We start from the raw sequence: 16,262 nt of genomic DNA on the forward strand, positions 1-16,262 counted from the left end.
CTACTGCCGAACTACGTAACTGCGCCGGCAGTTTTGAGGGCGATGATCCGGTCCCAATCGAGCCCGAGCTCGAGCAGGACTTCCTCTGTCTGAGCGGCGAATTCGGGTGCCGCCCCGATGGTGGGTGCTGTGACGTCGAACTGGACGGGATTGCTGACCAATTCGAGTTCACCTGCCTTGACGATGTACTCGTTCGCCCGGACCTGCGGGTCACTCGCCACCTGCAGAGAATCCTGCACGGGCGCCCACGGACCGGAAAGGCTTCCGAAACGCTCAGTCCACTCGGGGAGGGTGCGGGTGCGGATGGCCTCACGAATGAGTTCGACGGCCTCTGCGGTGTGGGCAGCAATCTGCTCCGCACCGGCGAAGCGAGGATCGTCGATCAGTTCGGGACGCTCGATGAGCGTGCACACCTCGGCCCAGTACTTCGTCGGCTGCAGCATCACGAACGACAGGAAGCGTCCGTCCGCAGTCTCGTACAACCCGGACAGAGGGTTGGTGACCGCGCCGTGTCCGCCGGGCACCGGAGCCACCATGTGATCGTTCATGTGCACCGACAACGCGATCCCATGCCCCATCGCCCACACGCCACTGCTGAGCAGCGACACGTCGACGATGGACGGCTCACCGGTACGTTCGCGCTTGAACAATGCCGCAGCGATTCCGCCCGCGAGGTTGGTACCGGAGATGGTGTCGCCGAAGGCGGGCCCCGGCGGAGTGATCATGCCTTCGGTGCCGGGCGGGGTGAGCGTCGCAGCGATTCCGCCTCGCGCCCAGAAGGCGGTCATGTCGTAGCCGCCCTTGTCGGACTCTTCGCCACGAGGACCGAGCGCACTCCCGCGGGCGTAGATCACCTTCGTGTTCACGGCTCGAATGTCGTCGACGTCGATACCGAACTTCGTCCGTGCCTGTGGGAGGAAACTCGTCAGGAACACGTCGCAGTTGCGCGCGAGGTCGTGGAGGAGTTCCTTGCCCTCGGGCGTACTCATATCCACGCCGATGCTGCGCTTTCCCCGATTCGCATGTTCGACATTCGGATTCGGATCGCCCTCGACGCGCATGTGGCCGATCTGCCGGAGGCCGCGCTGCGGATCACCGGTGACGGCGTGCTCGACCTTGATGACATCTGCGCCCCACTCGGCGAGCACCGCGCCCGCCGAGGGAACGAACCCGTACATCGCGACCTCGAGGATGCGGACCCCGTCCAGGGGCTTCATGCCTTCACCACGGCTGCGTAGGCCTTGGTCTCGAGGAACTCCTCCAAACCGTGCGCACTCATCTCGCGACCGATACCCGACTGCTTGTATCCGCCGAAGGGCATGTCGGGGGTGAAGTAGTTGCCGCCGTTGATGCTGAAGGTACCGGTGCGGATGCGACGTCCGATCGCGATGCCGCGCTCGTCGTCGGCGGTGAGCACACCGCCGGACAGTCCGTACTTCGAATCGTTGGCGATCCGGACGGCATCGTCGTCGCCATCGTGCGGAATCACCGCGAGAACAGGGCCGAACGCCTCTTCCTGGGCGATCTCGCTCGACGGGTCGACGTTGGCGAGAAGCGTCGGCTCGTAGAAGTAGCCGGGCTCGACGGCCTTGCCGCCGGTTGCCAGTGTGGCGCCGGCCTCGATCGCGCGCTGCACGAGTCCGTCGACCTTGTCGCGTTGCTTCGCGCTGATGAGCGGCCCCATGTACATCTTGGGGTTCGTCGGATCGCCGAACGGCACGTTGGCCATGAACCCCGCGACGCGCGCCACGATCTCGTCGTGCTTCTCGCGCGGCACGACAAGTCGGGTGGTCAACGCGCAACCCTGGCCGGCATGGGAGCAGATGCTGAAGGCGGCGAACTGCGCGACCATGTCGAGATCTGCGTCGTCGAGCACGATCAGAGCGGACTTGCCGCCGAGCTCGGTGAAGACCTTCTTCATCGTGGCCGCGGCAGCCGCCATGATCTGCGCACCGACCGGGGTGGAGCCGGTGAACGTGACGACGTCCACCTCCGGATGCGTGGTCATGACCTCGCCGACGGGGATACCCGACGACGACAGGACGTTGACCACGCCCGCTGGGATATCGGTGTGTTCCTTGATGATCTCGCCGAGGGCATTGGTGACGAGCGGGGTGTCGGGTGCGCCCTTGAGGACGACCGTGCAACCTGCGGCGAGTGCGGGTGCCAGCTTGGCCATCGCGAGCTGGACGGGGTAGTTGTACGCGGTGATCGCGGCAACGACACCGGCCGCTTCCTTGTCGATCCACCGGCGGTGCTGCTGTCCGCGGATCTCGATCTCACCGAGCGTCTCGGTCAACGGGTAGGTCCGCAGCAGGTCGGCGTAGTACTTGACGATCTCGATCGGCGCTTCGAGCTGATTGCCGTGAGTGAGCACGCGGGTGGCACCGACTTCGCCCATCAGCAGCTCGCGCAGCTCTTCCTTGTTGTCCTGCAGCGCCTGGTACAGCTGGTCCAGACAGTTGGCACGGAACTCGGCGTCGGTTGCCCAGGTGGTGGTATCGAATGCGCGGCGAGCAGCGGCGACCGCAGCTTCTGCTTCGTCCACTCCGGCGTCCGGAGCGTGACCGAACAGCTCACCGGTCGCAGGATTGTAGGACGGGAAGGTCTTGTCGAGCATGACCAGTTCGCCGTCGATGAGCAGGGGTTTCGTCACGCCCGTCGATGTAGCGCCGTCGACTACTGCAGTCGACCCGTTGTCCTGCGGTGACATTCCGTCTCCTCACACTGGTGGAAATATTATTCTCGCATCTGAGAATCAGAGATCTGTTGGACGCGACTGTACCAAGTCAACCGGCTCACGCCTACCCCAGAACGTGATTCACACCACGGAAATGAAATAGGGTGCTGCCTGCAAGACCCGGACAAATCCGGTCTTGCAACCCTGAATCGAACGAGAGTATGGTTCTCGCATCCGGAAGGGAGATTCTTGTGATTGAGACAACAGCCCTCAGTCCTTCGCTCGGCGTGGAAGTCACGGGCCTCGACAGCAGCAACATCAACGACGACACGGTCGCGGCCCAACTTCTCGAGGCACTCAAATGGCGGGGGGTGCTGCTCATCCGCGGCCTGAACCTCGACGACGAGGCACAGTTGGCCTTCAGTCGTCGACTCGGGGAGGTGGTACAGCCTGCCCCAGGCCAGGAGATCTTCACCGTCTCACTCGATCCCGCGAAGACGCCGTCCGCTGACTATCTCAGGGGAACGTTCTGCTGGCACATCGACGACACCACCAACGACGTACCGGCGAAGGCCACGACACTCACGGCGCGCCACGTGGCGATGGTCGGCGGCGGAACCGAATTCGCCAGCACCTATGCCGCATACGAGAATCTGCCCGACCACGAGAAGAAGCGTTACGAGGGCCTTCGCGTCGTCCACAGCTTCGAGGCCGCTCAACGCCTGGTGAATCCGGACCCAACCGACGAACAGGTTGCGGGATGGCGCCGGCTGCCCGAACACGAGACCTCACTCGTGTGGGACCGCCGAGACGGCCGGCGATCACTCGCGATCGGCGCAACGGCCGACCGCATCGTCGGCATGCGTCCAGAGGAGAGCCGCGAGCTCCTCGACGAGCTCCTCGCATGGACCACACAGGAACGCTTCAGTTACTCGCACGAATGGGCCGTCGGCGACCTCGTCGTCTGGGAGAACACCGGCATGCTCCACCGTGCACTCCCGTACGACCCGTCCTCCGAGCGCCTCATGCGCCGCACAACGATCGTGGGAGATGAACCGTGGGCGTGAAAACAGCCGTCGTGACCGGCGGAAGCTCGGGCATCGGCAAGGCCATCGCGGAGCGATTGCGCAAGGACGGCCACCAGGTCGCGGTCTTCGATCTCAACCCATCGGGTGGAGAGCTCGAATACAGGGTCGACGTCTCCGATCCGGAGCAGGTCGCAGCAGCATTCGCGCAGGTCCGCGAGGAGCTCGGGCCCGTGACAATCCTTGTCAACGGTGCCGGCCTCGAGCTGTACAAGCGATTCAAGAACATCGACTACGCCACCTGGCAGAAGGTCGTCGACGTCAACCTCGGCGGCGTTTTCCACTGCGTCCAGTCCGCGCTCCCCGACATGATCGAAGCCGGCTGGGGACGCATCGTGAACATATCTTCCTCCAGCGCGCAGTCGGGCCAGCAGTTCATGTCCGCGTACGTCTCGGCCAAGGCCGCCGTCAACGGCCTCACGAAGTCGCTCGCGCTCGAATACGGGCCCGAGGGAATCACCGTCAACGCGGTGCCGCCCGGCTTCGTCGACACCCCCATGCTCCGGCGCTCCGAAAGCAAAGGCCTCCTCGGCGGCACCATCGAAGACCACATCCAGCGCACACCGGTCCGTCGGGCCGGCCGTCCGGAGGACATCGCTGCAGCGTGTGCGTTCCTGATCTCGGAAGAAGCCGGTTACATTACCGGACAGATCCTCGGCGTCAACGGCGGACGAAACACGTAAACCTCAGTACGTAAACGCAATACGTAGACACTGCGCAATACGTAGACACTGCCGGCCCACCATCGGGCCTGTGAAACCACGAACTCGATCGAAAGGGACGAACAGTGGGGCGCGTACAAGGCAAGGTTGCATTCATCACCGGCGCGGCGCGTGGCCAGGGCCGCAGCCACTCGGTCAAGCTCGCATCCGAAGGCGCGGATATCATCGCCGTCGATCGGTGCGAGGACTTCTCGACCATCGGATACCCGATGGCCACGCAGGAGGATCTCGACGAGACGGCTCGACTCGTCGAGAAGGAAGGCCGTCGCATCGTGACGGTCAAGGCTGATGTCCGCGACGCCGCGCAGATGCGCGCAGCGGTCCAGCAGGGCATCGACGAACTCGGCAAGATCGACATCGTCGTCGCACAGGCCGGTGTCGCAGGCATGAAGGGCGAGCCGCAGCGACAGGCGTGGGCCGACGTGGTCGATACCAACCTGGTCGGCACCATCAACGCCGTGCAGGCCGCACTGCCGCACCTCGGTGACGGCGCATCGATCATCGCGACCGGTTCGACCGCCGCGCTCATGGATGTGTCGAAGGTCGACCAGCCGGGCAAGGACCTCGGCGGTGCCGCCTACGTGTTCTCGAAGCGCGCCCTGTCGCAGTACATCCACGACTTGGCCACCCATCTCGCACCTGCCGGTGTCCGTGCAAACGTGCTGCACCCCACCAACTGCAACACCGACATGCTGCAGAGTGAGCCGATGTATCGGTCGTTCCGTCCGGATCTCGAGCACCCGACCCGCGCGGATGCCGAGCCCGCTTTCGGCGTACAGCAGGCCATGCGCATTCCGTTCATCGAACCCGAAGACAGCAGCAACATGGTGCTCTTCCTCGCCTCCGACGAGTCCCGGTACGTCACCGGCATGCAGATGCGTGTGGACGGCGGCGGCTATCTCAAGTGGTACGACTACCACATCTGATGACGGGACCCCGCCCTCGGGCCGGGACCGACTCCCCGAAATGTACAGCCCATCAACAAATCCCCATTCGAACGGGAGGAACATCATGAAGGTGCGAGTCGACCCCGATCGCTGCCAGGGCCATACGCTGTGCGCAATGGCAGCACCGGATGTCTTCGAGCTGAGCGATATCGACGGCCACGCCACGGCCATCGACTCCGAAATCCCTGCAGATCTCGAGGAGAACGTGCGCGAGGCCGTGCGCTCGTGTCCTGAGCAAGCGATCACCATTCTCTGAATTGCCGAGAGGACAGTCATGAGTGTCGACCCAGTTGCCGACGCAACCCACAGGTCCCCCAAATACGATTTCGACCGGCACGCCCCGGATTACCGGGATCGCTTCCTCGACGTCACCGAGGAAATGCAGTCGAAGTGCCCGATGGCGTGGTCCGACACCCACGGTGGCCATTGGGTCGCCGCGGGTAGCCGCCAGGTCTTCGATCTCGCCCGCTCTGCTGACGTATCCAACGACCACGACCTCCACAACAAGCGCAAGGGCTACAAGGGAATCGCGATTCCGTCCATGGAACGCGCATCCGGTGTCCGCGGTGGCATCCTCGAAATGGACGATCCCGAGCACCACGAGTTCCGGGGCCTGCTCAACCCCTATCTCTCCCCCGCTGCCGTCGAGCGATGGATTCCCTTCGTCGACGAGGTCGTCCGCGCAGTCATCGACGAGAAGATCGAAAGCGGCAAGATCGATTTCGTCGACGATCTCGCCAACGTCGTGCCGGCGGTGCTGACCCTGGCCATGATGGGGATTCCTATCGAGAAGTGGGTCATCTACAACGAGCCTGTGCACGCCGCGGTCTACACACCGCCGGACTCCCCGGACATCCCGCGTATCAACGAGATGCACCGCGCCATGGGGCTCGACCTCCTCACGAACCTGTTCGAGATCCGGGAGAATCCTCGCCCGGGCTTGATCAACGCGATTGCCAACGTCGAGGTCCTCGGCGAGAAGCCCGACGACATGGAACTGCTGGGCATCCTCAGTCTCCTGATCGGCGGCGGATTCGACACGACGACGGCGCTCACAGCTCATTCGCTCGAATGGTTGGGCCTCAATCCCGACGAGCGGACTCGTCTGAGCGAGGAGCGCGACACGCTCCTCAACCCCGCCACTGAAGAGTTCCTGCGCTACTTCACTCCGGCGCCGGGCAACGGCCGCACCTTCGCGGACGACTACGAACTCGACGGTACGGAGTTCAAGGAAGGCGACCGGCTCTGGTTGTCGTGGGCCATGGCCAACCGCGACCCTGAACTGTTCGACGATCCGAACAACATCGATCTCGAGCGCCGAGGCAACCGTCACTTCAGCTTCGGACTCGGAATCCACCGGTGCGTCGGATCCAACATGGCCCGCATGGTGTTCAAGCGGATGCTGCTCGCCGTTCTCGATCGCATGCCCGACTACACCGTCGACGTCGAGGGAACGGTGCATTACGACACCATCGGTGTGATCCAGGGCATGCGGCACCTGCCTGCGACGTTCACCCCCGGACCGCGTCTCGGCGACAATCTCGACGATACGCTGAAGAAGCTGCAGAAGATCTGCGACGAGCAGCGTCTCGCAGATCCGATCACCCGCAAGAAGGATTCGGCGGACATCGGTAACTGAGCCGACAGCATCCGATTTCACCCGGGGGCGCTGCTGCCTGATACGCAGCGGCGTCCCCGGCACGGACAGTAAGGAATTCGACGCACGTGGCCGAGACAGCGGTGGTCGACCAGACCGGAGACACACCCGTGGCGAAAGCCTCGGGTCGTCCCCTACCCCAACTCACCTCTCAGAACCGATTCTTCTGGACGGCCGGCGCCGACGGTGTGCTGCGGATCCAGGAATGCGAGTCGTGCTCGGCTCTTATCCATCCGCCACAACCGATCTGCCGGTACTGCAGAGAGCACCGGTTGGGTGTCCGCGAGGTATCCGGTTTTGCAACCCTGGCGGGGTTCACGGTCAACCACCGATTCTCTGTGCCCGGTCTGCCTGCGCAGTATGTCGTCGCGCAGGTTGCGATCGAGGAAGATCCTCGGGTCCGACTGACGACCAACATCATCGAGTGCGATCCCGAGGAGCTCGAACTCGGCATGCGCATGGAAGTCGTCTTCCAGCAGGATGCGGATGTGTGGCTTCCGCTCTTTCGACCGGCACAGGAGCAGAGTGAGCTCTCCCCCTTGCCTGCGGAAGAGATCGAGCCCGATCAGTTCCGGTTCCATGTGCGACCCCCGGCTACGCAGGACAAGTACGAGGACAAGGTTGCGCTCACCGGCATCGGCATGTCCGAAATCGGTCGCCGGCTGATGCGGTCGCCCATCGATCTGACCATCGAGGCGTGTGAACGAGCGGTCGCCGATGCCGGTCTGACCATGGATGACATCGACGGCATCGCCAGCTACCCCGGTGGAGGAAACGTCGGGGGCTTCGGCGAAGGCGGCATCACGCAGGTCGAAGCGGCGCTCGGCTTGCGCCCTACCTGGCACAACGGCGGTATCGAGACATTCGGCCCCGGCGGATCGGTGATCGCCGCGATGATCGCGGTCGCCAGTGGAGCCGCACGGCATGTGCTGTGTTACCGCACGCTGTGGGAGGCAACGTACGCCGAACTGATGAAGCGCGGGGAGATCGCACCCCCGTCCGGTGGGCGCACCCCGAACTGGTTCATGCCGTTCGGTGCCACATCTGCTGCCCATACCCTCGCGCAGAACGCTCAGCGGCATTTCCATCGCTACGGAACCGACCGCGAAACACTCGGGTGGATCGCGCTCAACCAACGCGCCAACGCGGCACTGAACCCCACCGCGATCTACCGCGACCCGATGACGATGGACGACTACATGTCGGCCCGTCCGATCACCACGCCGTTCGGCCTCTACGACTGCGACGTCCCGTGCGACGGTTCGATCGCGGTCATCGTCTCGGCCATCGACGCCGCGCATGATCTCCCGCAGACTCCGGTGCTCGTCGAGGCCGTCGGCACCCAGATCATCGAACGAATGGACTGGGATCAGAGCACTCTGACCCACGAACCTCATTCGCTCGGGCCGTCTGCCCACATGTGGTCGCGCACCTCGATGAAGCCCGAGGATGTCGACGTGGCCGAGCTCTACGACGGCTTCAGCTTCAACTGCCTGTCGTGGCTCGAAGGACTCGGATTCTGCGGTATCGGCGAAGCCAAGGACTTCCTCGCAGGCGGCAAGAACATTGCCCGCGACGGAATCCTCCCCCTCAACACCCACGGTGGCCAGCTGTCACACGGCCGCACACACGGCATGGGTCTGATCCACGAGGCCGTGACCCAACTACGTGGCGAAGCCGGTGCGCGGCAGGTTGCCGGTGCGCGCGTCGCGGTGGCCGCGACCGGCGGACTGTCCCCCGGCGGCGCGATGCTTCTGCGGACCGACTCATGACTTTCGCATCCCCACAGTCCTCACCGATCGAGGAGGCCGGTGTCGGCGGCGCGTGGAGTTCCTCACCCGTCTCCCGCGTCGTCGATATCGAGGGTATTCCGATCTCCGGGCTGCTCCTCGAGGCCCCCGAACCGCGGGCGGTGATCGTTGCCCTTCACGGAGGTGCCTCGTTCTCCGCCTACTGGGATTGCCCCGGTCACCCCGAACTGTCGATGATGCGCTCCGCCGCGCTGCACGGATACACGGTGCTCGCGCTCGACCGTCCCGGCTACGGCACGTCCAGACCGTTCGCCGAGGAACTTCGCGACTCGCAGCGCCGGGCCGACCTCACGTACGCTGCGGTGGACGCCGTGCTCGGCTCGGGTGCTTGTAAGAGCGGACTGTTCCTGTGGGGCCACTCGGTCGGTAGCGAACTGGCGGTTCGGATGGCTACAGACGACCACGGCCACGGCCTTCTCGGCCTCGCAATTTCCGGCACCGGCCGCGAGCACCACGAACTGGCTGCCGGGATCCTCGGCACGCGCGAGCGCTACGCCCAGGCAAAAGGTGTTGGCGAGTTGATCTGGACTCCGGCAGAGGACCTCTATCCTTCCGACATCATGGGAGGATCGGCAATCTCCTCTCGCACACCGGATTACGAAGCCGATGTCACCGCGATCTGGCCCACGGAGACCTTCCCATCGCTGGCGCCGCGAGTGCGTGTGCCCGTCCACTACACTGCGGCCGAGCACGAGCGCGTGTGGCGCAGCGACCCGGAAGCCATCGACGACGTCGCCTCGCTGTTCACCGCATCCCCCCGGGTCGTCACCGCCCGGATTGCCAGGGGCGGACACAACCTCAGCATCTGCAATGCCGCACCGGAATACCACCGGACGGTCATGAACTTCATCGATGACTGCCTCGCTCAGCGGGGCCACCAGGGTAAGGACACATGATGCGCGTCGGATTCATCGGACTCGGTAGTCAGGGCGGCCCCATGGCGCGCCGCATCGTCGAAGCCGGCTACGAAGTGACGTTGTGGGCCCGCCGGAAAGAGTCGCTGGAGCCCTACGCCGATACAGCTGCAAAATACGCCGACACTCCGGCGCAACTCGCTCGGGCCAGCGACCTCGTGTGCCTGTGTGTGGTGAGCGACGACGACGTCCGCGCCGTGATCACCGGTGAGAACGGGATCCTCGAAGGGCTCCGCGAAGGCGGGATCATCGCGATCCACAGCACCATCCATCCCGATACCTGCAAAGAACTCGCCGAGGTTGCCCGCGCGCAGGGTGTGTCGATCATCGACGCCCCGGTCAGCGGCGGCGGCATGGGCGCGGCCGCAGGCACGCTTCTCGTCATGCTCGGTGGCGACGAGAAGACCGTCGAGTCGGCACGGCCGGTGTTCGAGACGTACGGCAACCCCGTCGTCCATCTCGGCGACCTGGGTGCCGGGCAGGTCGCGAAGCTCCTCAACAACCTGCTTTTCACCGCAAATCTGTCGACTGCCGCAAGCACGCTCGACCTCGGCAAAGCGCTCGGCGTCGACCCGGCCAAGCTCGGTGAGGTCGTCTCACACGGCACAGCGAACAGTTTCGCCCTCGGCCGTGTCGTCTCCGCCGGCGGCCTCGAACGGATCGCAGGTCATGCCGGCGAGCTCCTGCGCAAGGACGTCACCCTCGTTGCAAGTCTCGCCGACAATGTCGGAGCGTCCGCGGGAGTGTCCCTGAGCACTGCCGACGCCACGCTCGACATGATGGGGTACCGACGATGAGCCGGGTCGGGTTCGTCGGCGCGGGCCGCATGGGCATGCCCATGGTCGAGCGTCTTCTCGGTGCAGGACACGATGTTCGGGTGCTCGGTCGGTCTGTCGAGTCGCGCGCCGCGATCGAAGCTGCCGGGGCGAAGGCGGTAGCCGACGTCTCCGAGGTCGGCATCGACGTCGATCTCGTGACGGTGTGTGTCTTCACGGACGCGCAAGTCCGTGAGGTCTGCTTCGAACGCGGCCTCCTGAAGGCGATGCCGCGGGGATCAGCCCTCGTGGTTCACACCACCATCAGCCCGAAGACGATCGAAGATCTTGTCTCGGTGGCCGAACCGCTGGGAATCGATGTCGTCGATGCGGCGGTGAGCGGAGGGCCGCACAATATCGCGGCGGGAAACCTCGCGCTCTTCGTCGGCGGCACCGAGGAAGCTGTCGGACGCATCGAACCCGCGCTGAAGAGCTACGGAACTCCGCTCCTCCATGTCGGCGGGAGCGGAAGCGGCCTTCGTGTCAAGCTCGTGAACAACGCGCTGTTCGCCGCGCAGATCGGGCTTCTGGCAGAGGCCGAAGCGCTCGGACGGCAACTCGGTGTCGCGCCGGAGACGTTGTTCGAGGCTCTTCCACACGGCAGTTCGGCGTGCAAGATCATGGGCAACGTCGCGATGCGGGGCTCAGTCGAAGCGTTCCGCAGCTCGGTCGGTGAATTCATTTCGAAGGATGTATCGGTGGTGCGCAACACTGTCGCCGAACTCGGCGCCGACCTCGGTGTGTTGGACACCGCGATCGACGCGCGAGCTTGACCGGCCGGTCTCGCGAATATCGCTTCCCATCACAATGTCTCGACATCATGTCGGTCTCGACGGCGTCGCCGAGGTCGGATAACCTGGATTCCAGAATGTCATTCCTGATTCCAGAATCGTGATTCTTGAGAGGTGCTTGTGGAAGGTCTGAAGAACAAATCCATCCTGATCGCCGGGGCAGCAACCGGTCTCGGCGCCGATTCGGCAACGCGCCTGGCCCGCGAAGGAGCGCGGGTCGTCGTCGGCGACATCAACCTGCAAGGGGCACAGCGCACTGCTGAGGCGATCACCGCAAGCGGTGGCACCGCGATCGCCGTGCACGTGGACATCTCCGACGACACATCCGTGCAGGCTCTCGTCGCAGCGACCGTCGACGCATACGGCGGACTCGACGCGGTTCATATCAACGCGGGCGATATGGGGTCGGTCAGCAAGGACAGCGACGTCGTCGACATCGACCTCGAGGTCTGGGACCGCACCGTGGCCGTGAATCTGCGCGGCCATATGCTCGTCACTCGCCACAGCGTCCCGAAACTGCTCGACAGTGGCGGTGGAGCGATCGTCTACACGTCGTCGATCGCCTCGTTCACCGGAGAAGCGCGCCGTCCTGCATATTCGGCCACCAAGGCAGGCATCAATGCCCTCGCTCGGCACGTGGCCTCACGATGGGGAAAAGAAGGTATCCGGGCCAACGCGATCACACCCGGGCTGATCGTGACACCCGAGATCCGCGAGGGCGCACCCGCCGAGATCCTCGAATCGGGAATGGCCCGCAACCGCACTACGCGCCACGGCGAGCCTCGGGACGTCTCGAGCATGGTGGCCTACCTGATGTCCGACGAAGGTTCGTGGATCACCGGACAGGTGGTCAATGTCGACGGTGGAACCGTGCTGCGCTGACACAGTCGCGCATGCTCGACCGGAAAAGCCTCGCTCCGTGGGGAGCGAGGCTTCTTCGATCAGCGGTCGTTCAGTGTTCGTTCACCGGCCGGCCGGGTCCGCCAGCGACACCCGGTGGTATTCCTCCAGATACCGCACCACATCCGTTTGGTCTGCGGCCGGGTCGAGTCCGTCGACCGCCGCGTTCCACAACCGGCCCACCGCCTCCCCGAGGAGTGGTGAGATCTCCTGATCGTGCGCGAGATCGAGGGCGATCCCGATGTCTTTGCGCATCAGACGCGCAGCGAAACCGGAGTCGAAGGTCCGCGACAACACGAACTTCTCGTACTTCGCTTCGGTTGCCTGATTGCGCCCGCTGCTCGCGTTGATCACGCCCAGCAGCGTGGCGGGCTCGATACCGAACTTGCGTCCGACGAGCAGAGCCTCGGCGGCGATGAGCATGTTGTTGGCGGCCATCAGGTTGTTGAGAGCCTTTGCTGCATGGCCGGATCCGACGGGGCCGACATGGATGATGTCGCTGCCCGTTGCCTTCAGCAGCGGAATCACCGCTTCGACCGCCGCGACATCGCCGCCGACCATCACGGCGAGCGCGGCCTGCTCGGCACGCGCAACCCCACCGCTGACCGGCGCATCGACAACCGAAATGCCCTTTACTGCGGCGGCTTCGGCAAGTGCCTGCGTGCGGGTGGGGATGCTCGATCCCATATCGACGATCGTGCTTCCCGGCCGCAGATGCGCCAGCAATCCGTCCTCCGAGAGCACGACGCTGTCGACGATGTCGCTGGTCGGGAGCACCAGAACCACGACATCGCAGGCTGCGAAATCCGCGAAGCCCGCGGCACCGCCGACACCGGCGTGGTCGTCGAGGAATCGGCCCTGGGACGCCGAATCGGCGTCGAATACCAGCGTGGCCTGTCCGCTGGCAACGAAATTCTGTGCGATGGGCCGCCCCATCGCACCGAGCCCGATGTGGCCGACCACCTTGCCGGGCAGCGGCACTACCGAGGTCGACGTGGTCTGCGCGCCGGCGGTCATGCGTTGTCTCCGGCAGCGCGCGGGCCGAGCTCGGCGACCAGCACGTCCTGCACTACCCGCATCGCCGAAATACCGGCGGGACAACCCACATACGCGGTCGCGTGGACAACGGTCTCGGTGATTTCCTCTCGGGTCAGGCCGTTGCCGAGGCCGGCGCGCACATGCGTCGCGAGTTCCTGGAGGTGGCCGAGTGCGATGAGAATGCTGATCGTCGAAAGAGATCGGTCGCGGCGTTCGAGCCCCTCACGCGTCCACACACCGCCCCAGACGAATTCGCTGACATACTCCTGTAGCGACTCCCCGTCGGAACCCGCGTTGCGTTCGAGGGCTGCATCGACATAAGAGTCGCCGAGCACTTCCCTGCGAACCGCGAGTCCGGCATCGAAGAGGGCGCGGTGCGCGTCGTCGACGGACGCTCCGCTCACCGCTGAGTCCTGGGTCATCAAAAGTTCCTTCCGAAAATGGCCGGCAGCATCGAGTGCGTGTTCAGAGCTTGACGGTCACGCATTTGACCTGTCCGTAGTGGTGCAGCGCTTCGACGCCCTTCTCACGCCCGTAGCCACTGTTCTTCCACCCACCGAACGGGGTCTGCACCGATGCCGTCGACCAGGTGTTGACGAAAACCTGGCCGGTGCGCAATCTGTCGCTGACCGCGAGCGCCCTGGACACGTCCCTTGTCCACACACCGGCGATCAAACCGTACTCCGAGTCGTCGGCGATCGCGACTGCCTCGTCGTCGGTGTCGAACGGGATCACTACGACGACAGGACCGAAGATCTCTTCGCGCGCAATGCGCATCGTGTTGTCCACCCCGGTGTACACGGTCGGATCGACGTAGAAGCCGCCGGTCTTCTCGGAGAGCGCCGAGACGGTACCGCCCGTCTCCGCCCGTACACCCTCCGATTCGGCGACCTTGAAGTAGTCCTGGACGCGTCCGAACTGCTCGCGAGTGATGATGGGCCCCATATCGCGTCCCACCTGGATCGCAGAGACGGCCTCGACCAGTCGACGCACCACCTCGTCGTGCACGTCGCGCTGCACGAGCAAACGGGTGCCCGCAGAACATACCTGCCCGGCATTCCCGGTGAACGCCGTCAGCGCTCCGGCAACGGCGGCATCGAGATCGGCGTCGGCGAAGATGATGTTCGCCGATTTGCCGCCCAGCTCGAGAGTGACCGGAACGATCCGTTCCGCTGCGATCCCCGCAACTGCCCGCCCGGTGGGCACCGAGCCGGTGAATGCAACCTTCGCGACCATCGGGTGCTGTGCCAGCGCGGCCCCCGCATCGCGCCCGTTTCCCAGCACGATGTTGATCACTCCATCGGGCAGCCCGACTTCCGTGGCGAGTTGCGCAAGCCGCACGCTGGTTGCCGACGTGTTCTCGGACGGCTTGAGCACCACCGTGTTACCCGCAGCGAGCGCGGGCGCACACGCTCGCGACGCCTGGTTGAGCGGCACATTCCACGGCGTGATTACGCCGATGACGCCGTACGGCTCACGTTTGGTGAACACGTGCTGATCCGGTGCCACGTCGATGGTTTCGCCGACAGGAATCCCGACCAATCCACCGTAGAACTCGAAATACACGGCGGAGTTCTCGATCTCGCCGAGCGCAACGGCGACCGGTTTGCCGGTCTCGCTGACCTCGAGCTCTGCGAGTTCCGACTTGTTCGCCCGGATCGCCCGACCGAGATCGGTGATCAGGCGACCACGTGCCAGTGCCGGGATGCTCAGCCATTCCGATGTCGCCCTCGACGCAGCGCGCACTGCTGCATCGATGTCGTCGCTGTCGCCGTCCGCGATCTGTCGCACTGTGCGACCGGTCGCGGGATCGGTCACCGGCAAGTATCCACCGCCGTGTGGTGCGGCGGCAGATCCGTCGATCCAGTGTTCGAGGGTCTCCATCGTGTTTGCCTTCCTCGGTCGCGGGCTACCCGTGGGCCGGAGCCCGAAGAGCATCCGGTGTGAACATCGCCCGGCGCTCGTGCAGGAACTCGTGCGGATAGCCGAGGCGAATCTTCGATGCCTCGTCGAGTCGCGCCAAGTGAGAGTCATCGAGTTCGACGTCCGATGCCGCCAAATTGTCGTTGATCTGGTCGACGGTACGTGCACCGATCGACAGCATAAGCCCTTGGCTGCGAACCCATGCGAGCGCGACCCGCGCGGGTGAGACACCGAGTTCGCCGGCGACCTCCCGCGTGACGGTGAGGATGCGCTGCACGGGCGCGGGCAACTTCGCGAAGGCCTCCTCCGACATGGGTCGAGCGAGGGTTCCGCGGCCGAGTGGACTCCATGCAGAGACCTCGATCCCCAGTGCCCGCGCCATCGGAAGGAGTTCGCGCTCAGCAGTGCGCGCAGTGAGCGCGTACTCGACCTGCATCGTGCAGAAGGAGTTCCATCCACGTAGTTCGGCGACGGCAACGGATTTCGACACCACCCAGGCCGGCGTGTTCGACACCCCGATCGCGAGCACCTTGCCCGACCGCACCAGGTCATCGAGAGCTCGCAGGGTCTCGTCCACGGGGGTGCACTGATCCCACGCATGGACCCACAGCAGATCGATGTAGTCGGTGCCGAGCCGTCGAAGGCTCGTCTCGACGCTGCGGCGCAGGCTCTTCCGGTGGTTTCCGCCAGTATTGGGATCCGCGGGGTCGGTGGGGAAGGAGTACTTGGTGCTCACGACGATCGAGTCGCGTTCCGGTGCCACGAGCCGCCCGAGGATCTCCTCGCTCGACCCGTTCGTGTAGTTGTTCGCGGTGTCGACGAAGTTGCCGCCCGCTTCCCGGTAGGTCTCGTAGATCTTCCGGCTGGTCGATTCGTCGGTACCGAATCCCCATTCCGTACCGAACGTCATGGTGCCGAGACACAGGTCGCTCACTCGGATACCGGACCGCCCGAGAACACGCATGGGTATTCCGCTTCG

The 16,262-nt window shown here is 64.6% G+C and carries 16 protein-coding genes; 10 read left to right on the top strand and 6 right to left on the bottom strand.

The genetic code is table 11. The features are described 5' to 3' along the window. Positions 1–11: 11 nt before the first annotated feature. Together MWU77_RS08290 and MWU77_RS08295 are read right to left on the bottom strand one after the other, a co-directional pair. A complete protein-coding gene (locus MWU77_RS08290; protein ID WP_247273396.1) occupies positions 12–1,217 on the bottom strand; it encodes a CaiB/BaiF CoA-transferase family protein in 1,206 nt (401 codons plus the stop codon). Continuing rightward, positions 1,214–2,713: an aldehyde dehydrogenase family protein gene (locus tag MWU77_RS08295; protein ID WP_169687388.1), complete on the bottom strand. Its 1,500-nt coding sequence runs from the start codon at positions 2,711–2,713 to the stop codon at positions 1,214–1,216. The genes MWU77_RS08290 and MWU77_RS08295 overlap by 4 nt, the downstream gene beginning before the upstream one ends. Before the next feature lie 218 nt (positions 2,714–2,931). On the opposite strand from MWU77_RS08295, the gene MWU77_RS08300 reads away from it, so the two are divergent. The 10 genes from MWU77_RS08300 (at position 2,932) to MWU77_RS08345 (ending at position 12,304) form a co-directional block, all read left to right on the top strand. Next, positions 2,932–3,747, top strand: a complete 816-nt coding sequence (locus tag MWU77_RS08300) for a TauD/TfdA family dioxygenase (RefSeq protein WP_247273397.1) — start codon at positions 2,932–2,934, stop codon at positions 3,745–3,747. Continuing rightward, positions 3,744–4,448, top strand: a complete 705-nt coding sequence (locus tag MWU77_RS08305; protein ID WP_247273451.1) for an SDR family NAD(P)-dependent oxidoreductase — start codon at positions 3,744–3,746, stop codon at positions 4,446–4,448. The genes MWU77_RS08300 and MWU77_RS08305 overlap by 4 nt, the downstream gene beginning before the upstream one ends. A 104-nt stretch (positions 4,449–4,552) precedes the next feature. Then, positions 4,553–5,413 carry a mycofactocin-coupled SDR family oxidoreductase gene (locus MWU77_RS08310; protein ID WP_247273398.1) on the top strand — a complete coding sequence of 287 codons (861 nt, stop codon included), beginning with the start codon at positions 4,553–4,555 and terminating at the stop codon, positions 5,411–5,413. Positions 5,414–5,498: 85 nt separating this feature from the next. Next, positions 5,499–5,690 carry a ferredoxin gene (locus MWU77_RS08315; RefSeq protein ID WP_169687391.1) on the top strand — a complete coding sequence of 64 codons (192 nt, stop codon included), beginning with the start codon at positions 5,499–5,501 and terminating at the stop codon, positions 5,688–5,690. Positions 5,691–5,708: 18 nt separating this feature from the next. After that, positions 5,709–7,073 (top strand): cytochrome P450, encoded by a 1,365-nt coding sequence (locus MWU77_RS08320; RefSeq protein ID WP_247273399.1) that lies wholly within the window; start codon positions 5,709–5,711, stop codon positions 7,071–7,073. Between the two features lie 128 nt (positions 7,074–7,201). Beyond that, a complete protein-coding gene (locus tag MWU77_RS08325) occupies positions 7,202–8,863 on the top strand; it encodes an OB-fold domain-containing protein (RefSeq protein WP_247273452.1) in 1,662 nt (553 codons plus the stop codon). Continuing rightward, the gene (locus tag MWU77_RS08330; protein WP_247273400.1) at positions 8,860–9,798 is read left to right on the top strand and encodes an alpha/beta hydrolase; all 939 of its coding nucleotides are present in this window, start codon (positions 8,860–8,862) and stop codon (positions 9,796–9,798) included. Before MWU77_RS08325 ends, MWU77_RS08330 begins: the two co-directional genes overlap by 4 nt. Then, the gene (locus tag MWU77_RS08335) at positions 9,798–10,613 is read left to right on the top strand and encodes an NAD(P)-dependent oxidoreductase (RefSeq protein WP_247273453.1); all 816 of its coding nucleotides are present in this window, start codon (positions 9,798–9,800) and stop codon (positions 10,611–10,613) included. The genes MWU77_RS08330 and MWU77_RS08335 overlap by 1 nt, the downstream gene beginning before the upstream one ends. Next, on the top strand, positions 10,610–11,404 hold the full coding sequence (locus tag MWU77_RS08340) for an NAD(P)-dependent oxidoreductase (RefSeq protein ID WP_169687394.1): 795 nt from the start codon (positions 10,610–10,612) through the stop codon (positions 11,402–11,404). Before MWU77_RS08335 ends, MWU77_RS08340 begins: the two co-directional genes overlap by 4 nt. A 132-nt stretch (positions 11,405–11,536) precedes the next feature. Further along, a complete protein-coding gene (locus MWU77_RS08345) occupies positions 11,537–12,304 on the top strand; it encodes an SDR family NAD(P)-dependent oxidoreductase (protein WP_247273401.1) in 768 nt (255 codons plus the stop codon). 81 nt (positions 12,305–12,385) lie between these two features. On the opposite strand, the gene MWU77_RS08350 is transcribed toward MWU77_RS08345, so the two are convergent. Genes MWU77_RS08350 through MWU77_RS08365 form a run of 4 tightly spaced genes read right to left on the bottom strand, consistent with a single transcriptional unit; the run spans position 12,386 to position 16,247 of the window. After that, positions 12,386–13,339: an NAD(P)-dependent oxidoreductase gene (locus MWU77_RS08350; RefSeq protein WP_247273402.1), complete on the bottom strand. Its 954-nt coding sequence runs from the start codon at positions 13,337–13,339 to the stop codon at positions 12,386–12,388. After that, complete coding sequence (locus tag MWU77_RS08355; RefSeq protein ID WP_169687396.1) at positions 13,336–13,782, bottom strand: carboxymuconolactone decarboxylase family protein; 447 nt, start codon at positions 13,780–13,782, stop codon at positions 13,336–13,338. The genes MWU77_RS08350 and MWU77_RS08355 overlap by 4 nt, the downstream gene beginning before the upstream one ends. 43 nt (positions 13,783–13,825) lie before the next feature. After that, complete coding sequence (locus MWU77_RS08360; protein ID WP_247273403.1) at positions 13,826–15,244, bottom strand: aldehyde dehydrogenase; 1,419 nt, start codon at positions 15,242–15,244, stop codon at positions 13,826–13,828. Positions 15,245–15,269: 25 nt separating this feature from the next. Then, on the bottom strand, positions 15,270–16,247 hold the full coding sequence (locus MWU77_RS08365; RefSeq protein ID WP_247273404.1) for an aldo/keto reductase: 978 nt from the start codon (positions 16,245–16,247) through the stop codon (positions 15,270–15,272). Positions 16,248–16,262 lie beyond the last annotated feature (15 nt).

This window comes from Rhodococcus sp. F64268 (assembly GCF_023015605.1).
In the GTDB taxonomy this organism is placed as follows: Bacteria; Actinomycetota; Actinomycetes; order Mycobacteriales; family Mycobacteriaceae; genus Rhodococcus.

Bases quoted from the DNA above. Each gene is read 5' to 3' on its own strand.
- MWU77_RS08290 (WP_247273396.1), bottom strand. From the start codon at position 1,217: ATGAAGCCCCTGGACGGGGTCCGCATCCTCGAGGTCGCGATGTACGGG.
- MWU77_RS08295 (WP_169687388.1), bottom strand. From the start codon at position 2,713: ATGTCACCGCAGGACAACGGGTCGACTGCAGTAGTCGACGGCGCTACA.
- MWU77_RS08315 (WP_169687391.1), top strand. From the start codon at position 5,499: ATGAAGGTGCGAGTCGACCCCGATCGCTGCCAGGGCCATACGCTGTGC.
- MWU77_RS08320 (WP_247273399.1), top strand. From the start codon at position 5,709: ATGAGTGTCGACCCAGTTGCCGACGCAACCCACAGGTCCCCCAAATAC.
- MWU77_RS08330 (WP_247273400.1), top strand. From the start codon at position 8,860: ATGACTTTCGCATCCCCACAGTCCTCACCGATCGAGGAGGCCGGTGTC.
- MWU77_RS08335 (WP_247273453.1), top strand. From the start codon at position 9,798: ATGCGCGTCGGATTCATCGGACTCGGTAGTCAGGGCGGCCCCATGGCG.
- MWU77_RS08340 (WP_169687394.1), top strand. From the start codon at position 10,610: ATGAGCCGGGTCGGGTTCGTCGGCGCGGGCCGCATGGGCATGCCCATG.
- MWU77_RS08350 (WP_247273402.1), bottom strand. From the start codon at position 13,339: ATGACCGCCGGCGCGCAGACCACGTCGACCTCGGTAGTGCCGCTGCCC.
- MWU77_RS08355 (WP_169687396.1), bottom strand. From the start codon at position 13,782: ATGACCCAGGACTCAGCGGTGAGCGGAGCGTCCGTCGACGACGCGCAC.
- MWU77_RS08360 (WP_247273403.1), bottom strand. From the start codon at position 15,244: ATGGAGACCCTCGAACACTGGATCGACGGATCTGCCGCCGCACCACAC.
- MWU77_RS08365 (WP_247273404.1), bottom strand. From the start codon at position 16,247: ATGCGTGTTCTCGGGCGGTCCGGTATCCGAGTGAGCGACCTGTGTCTC.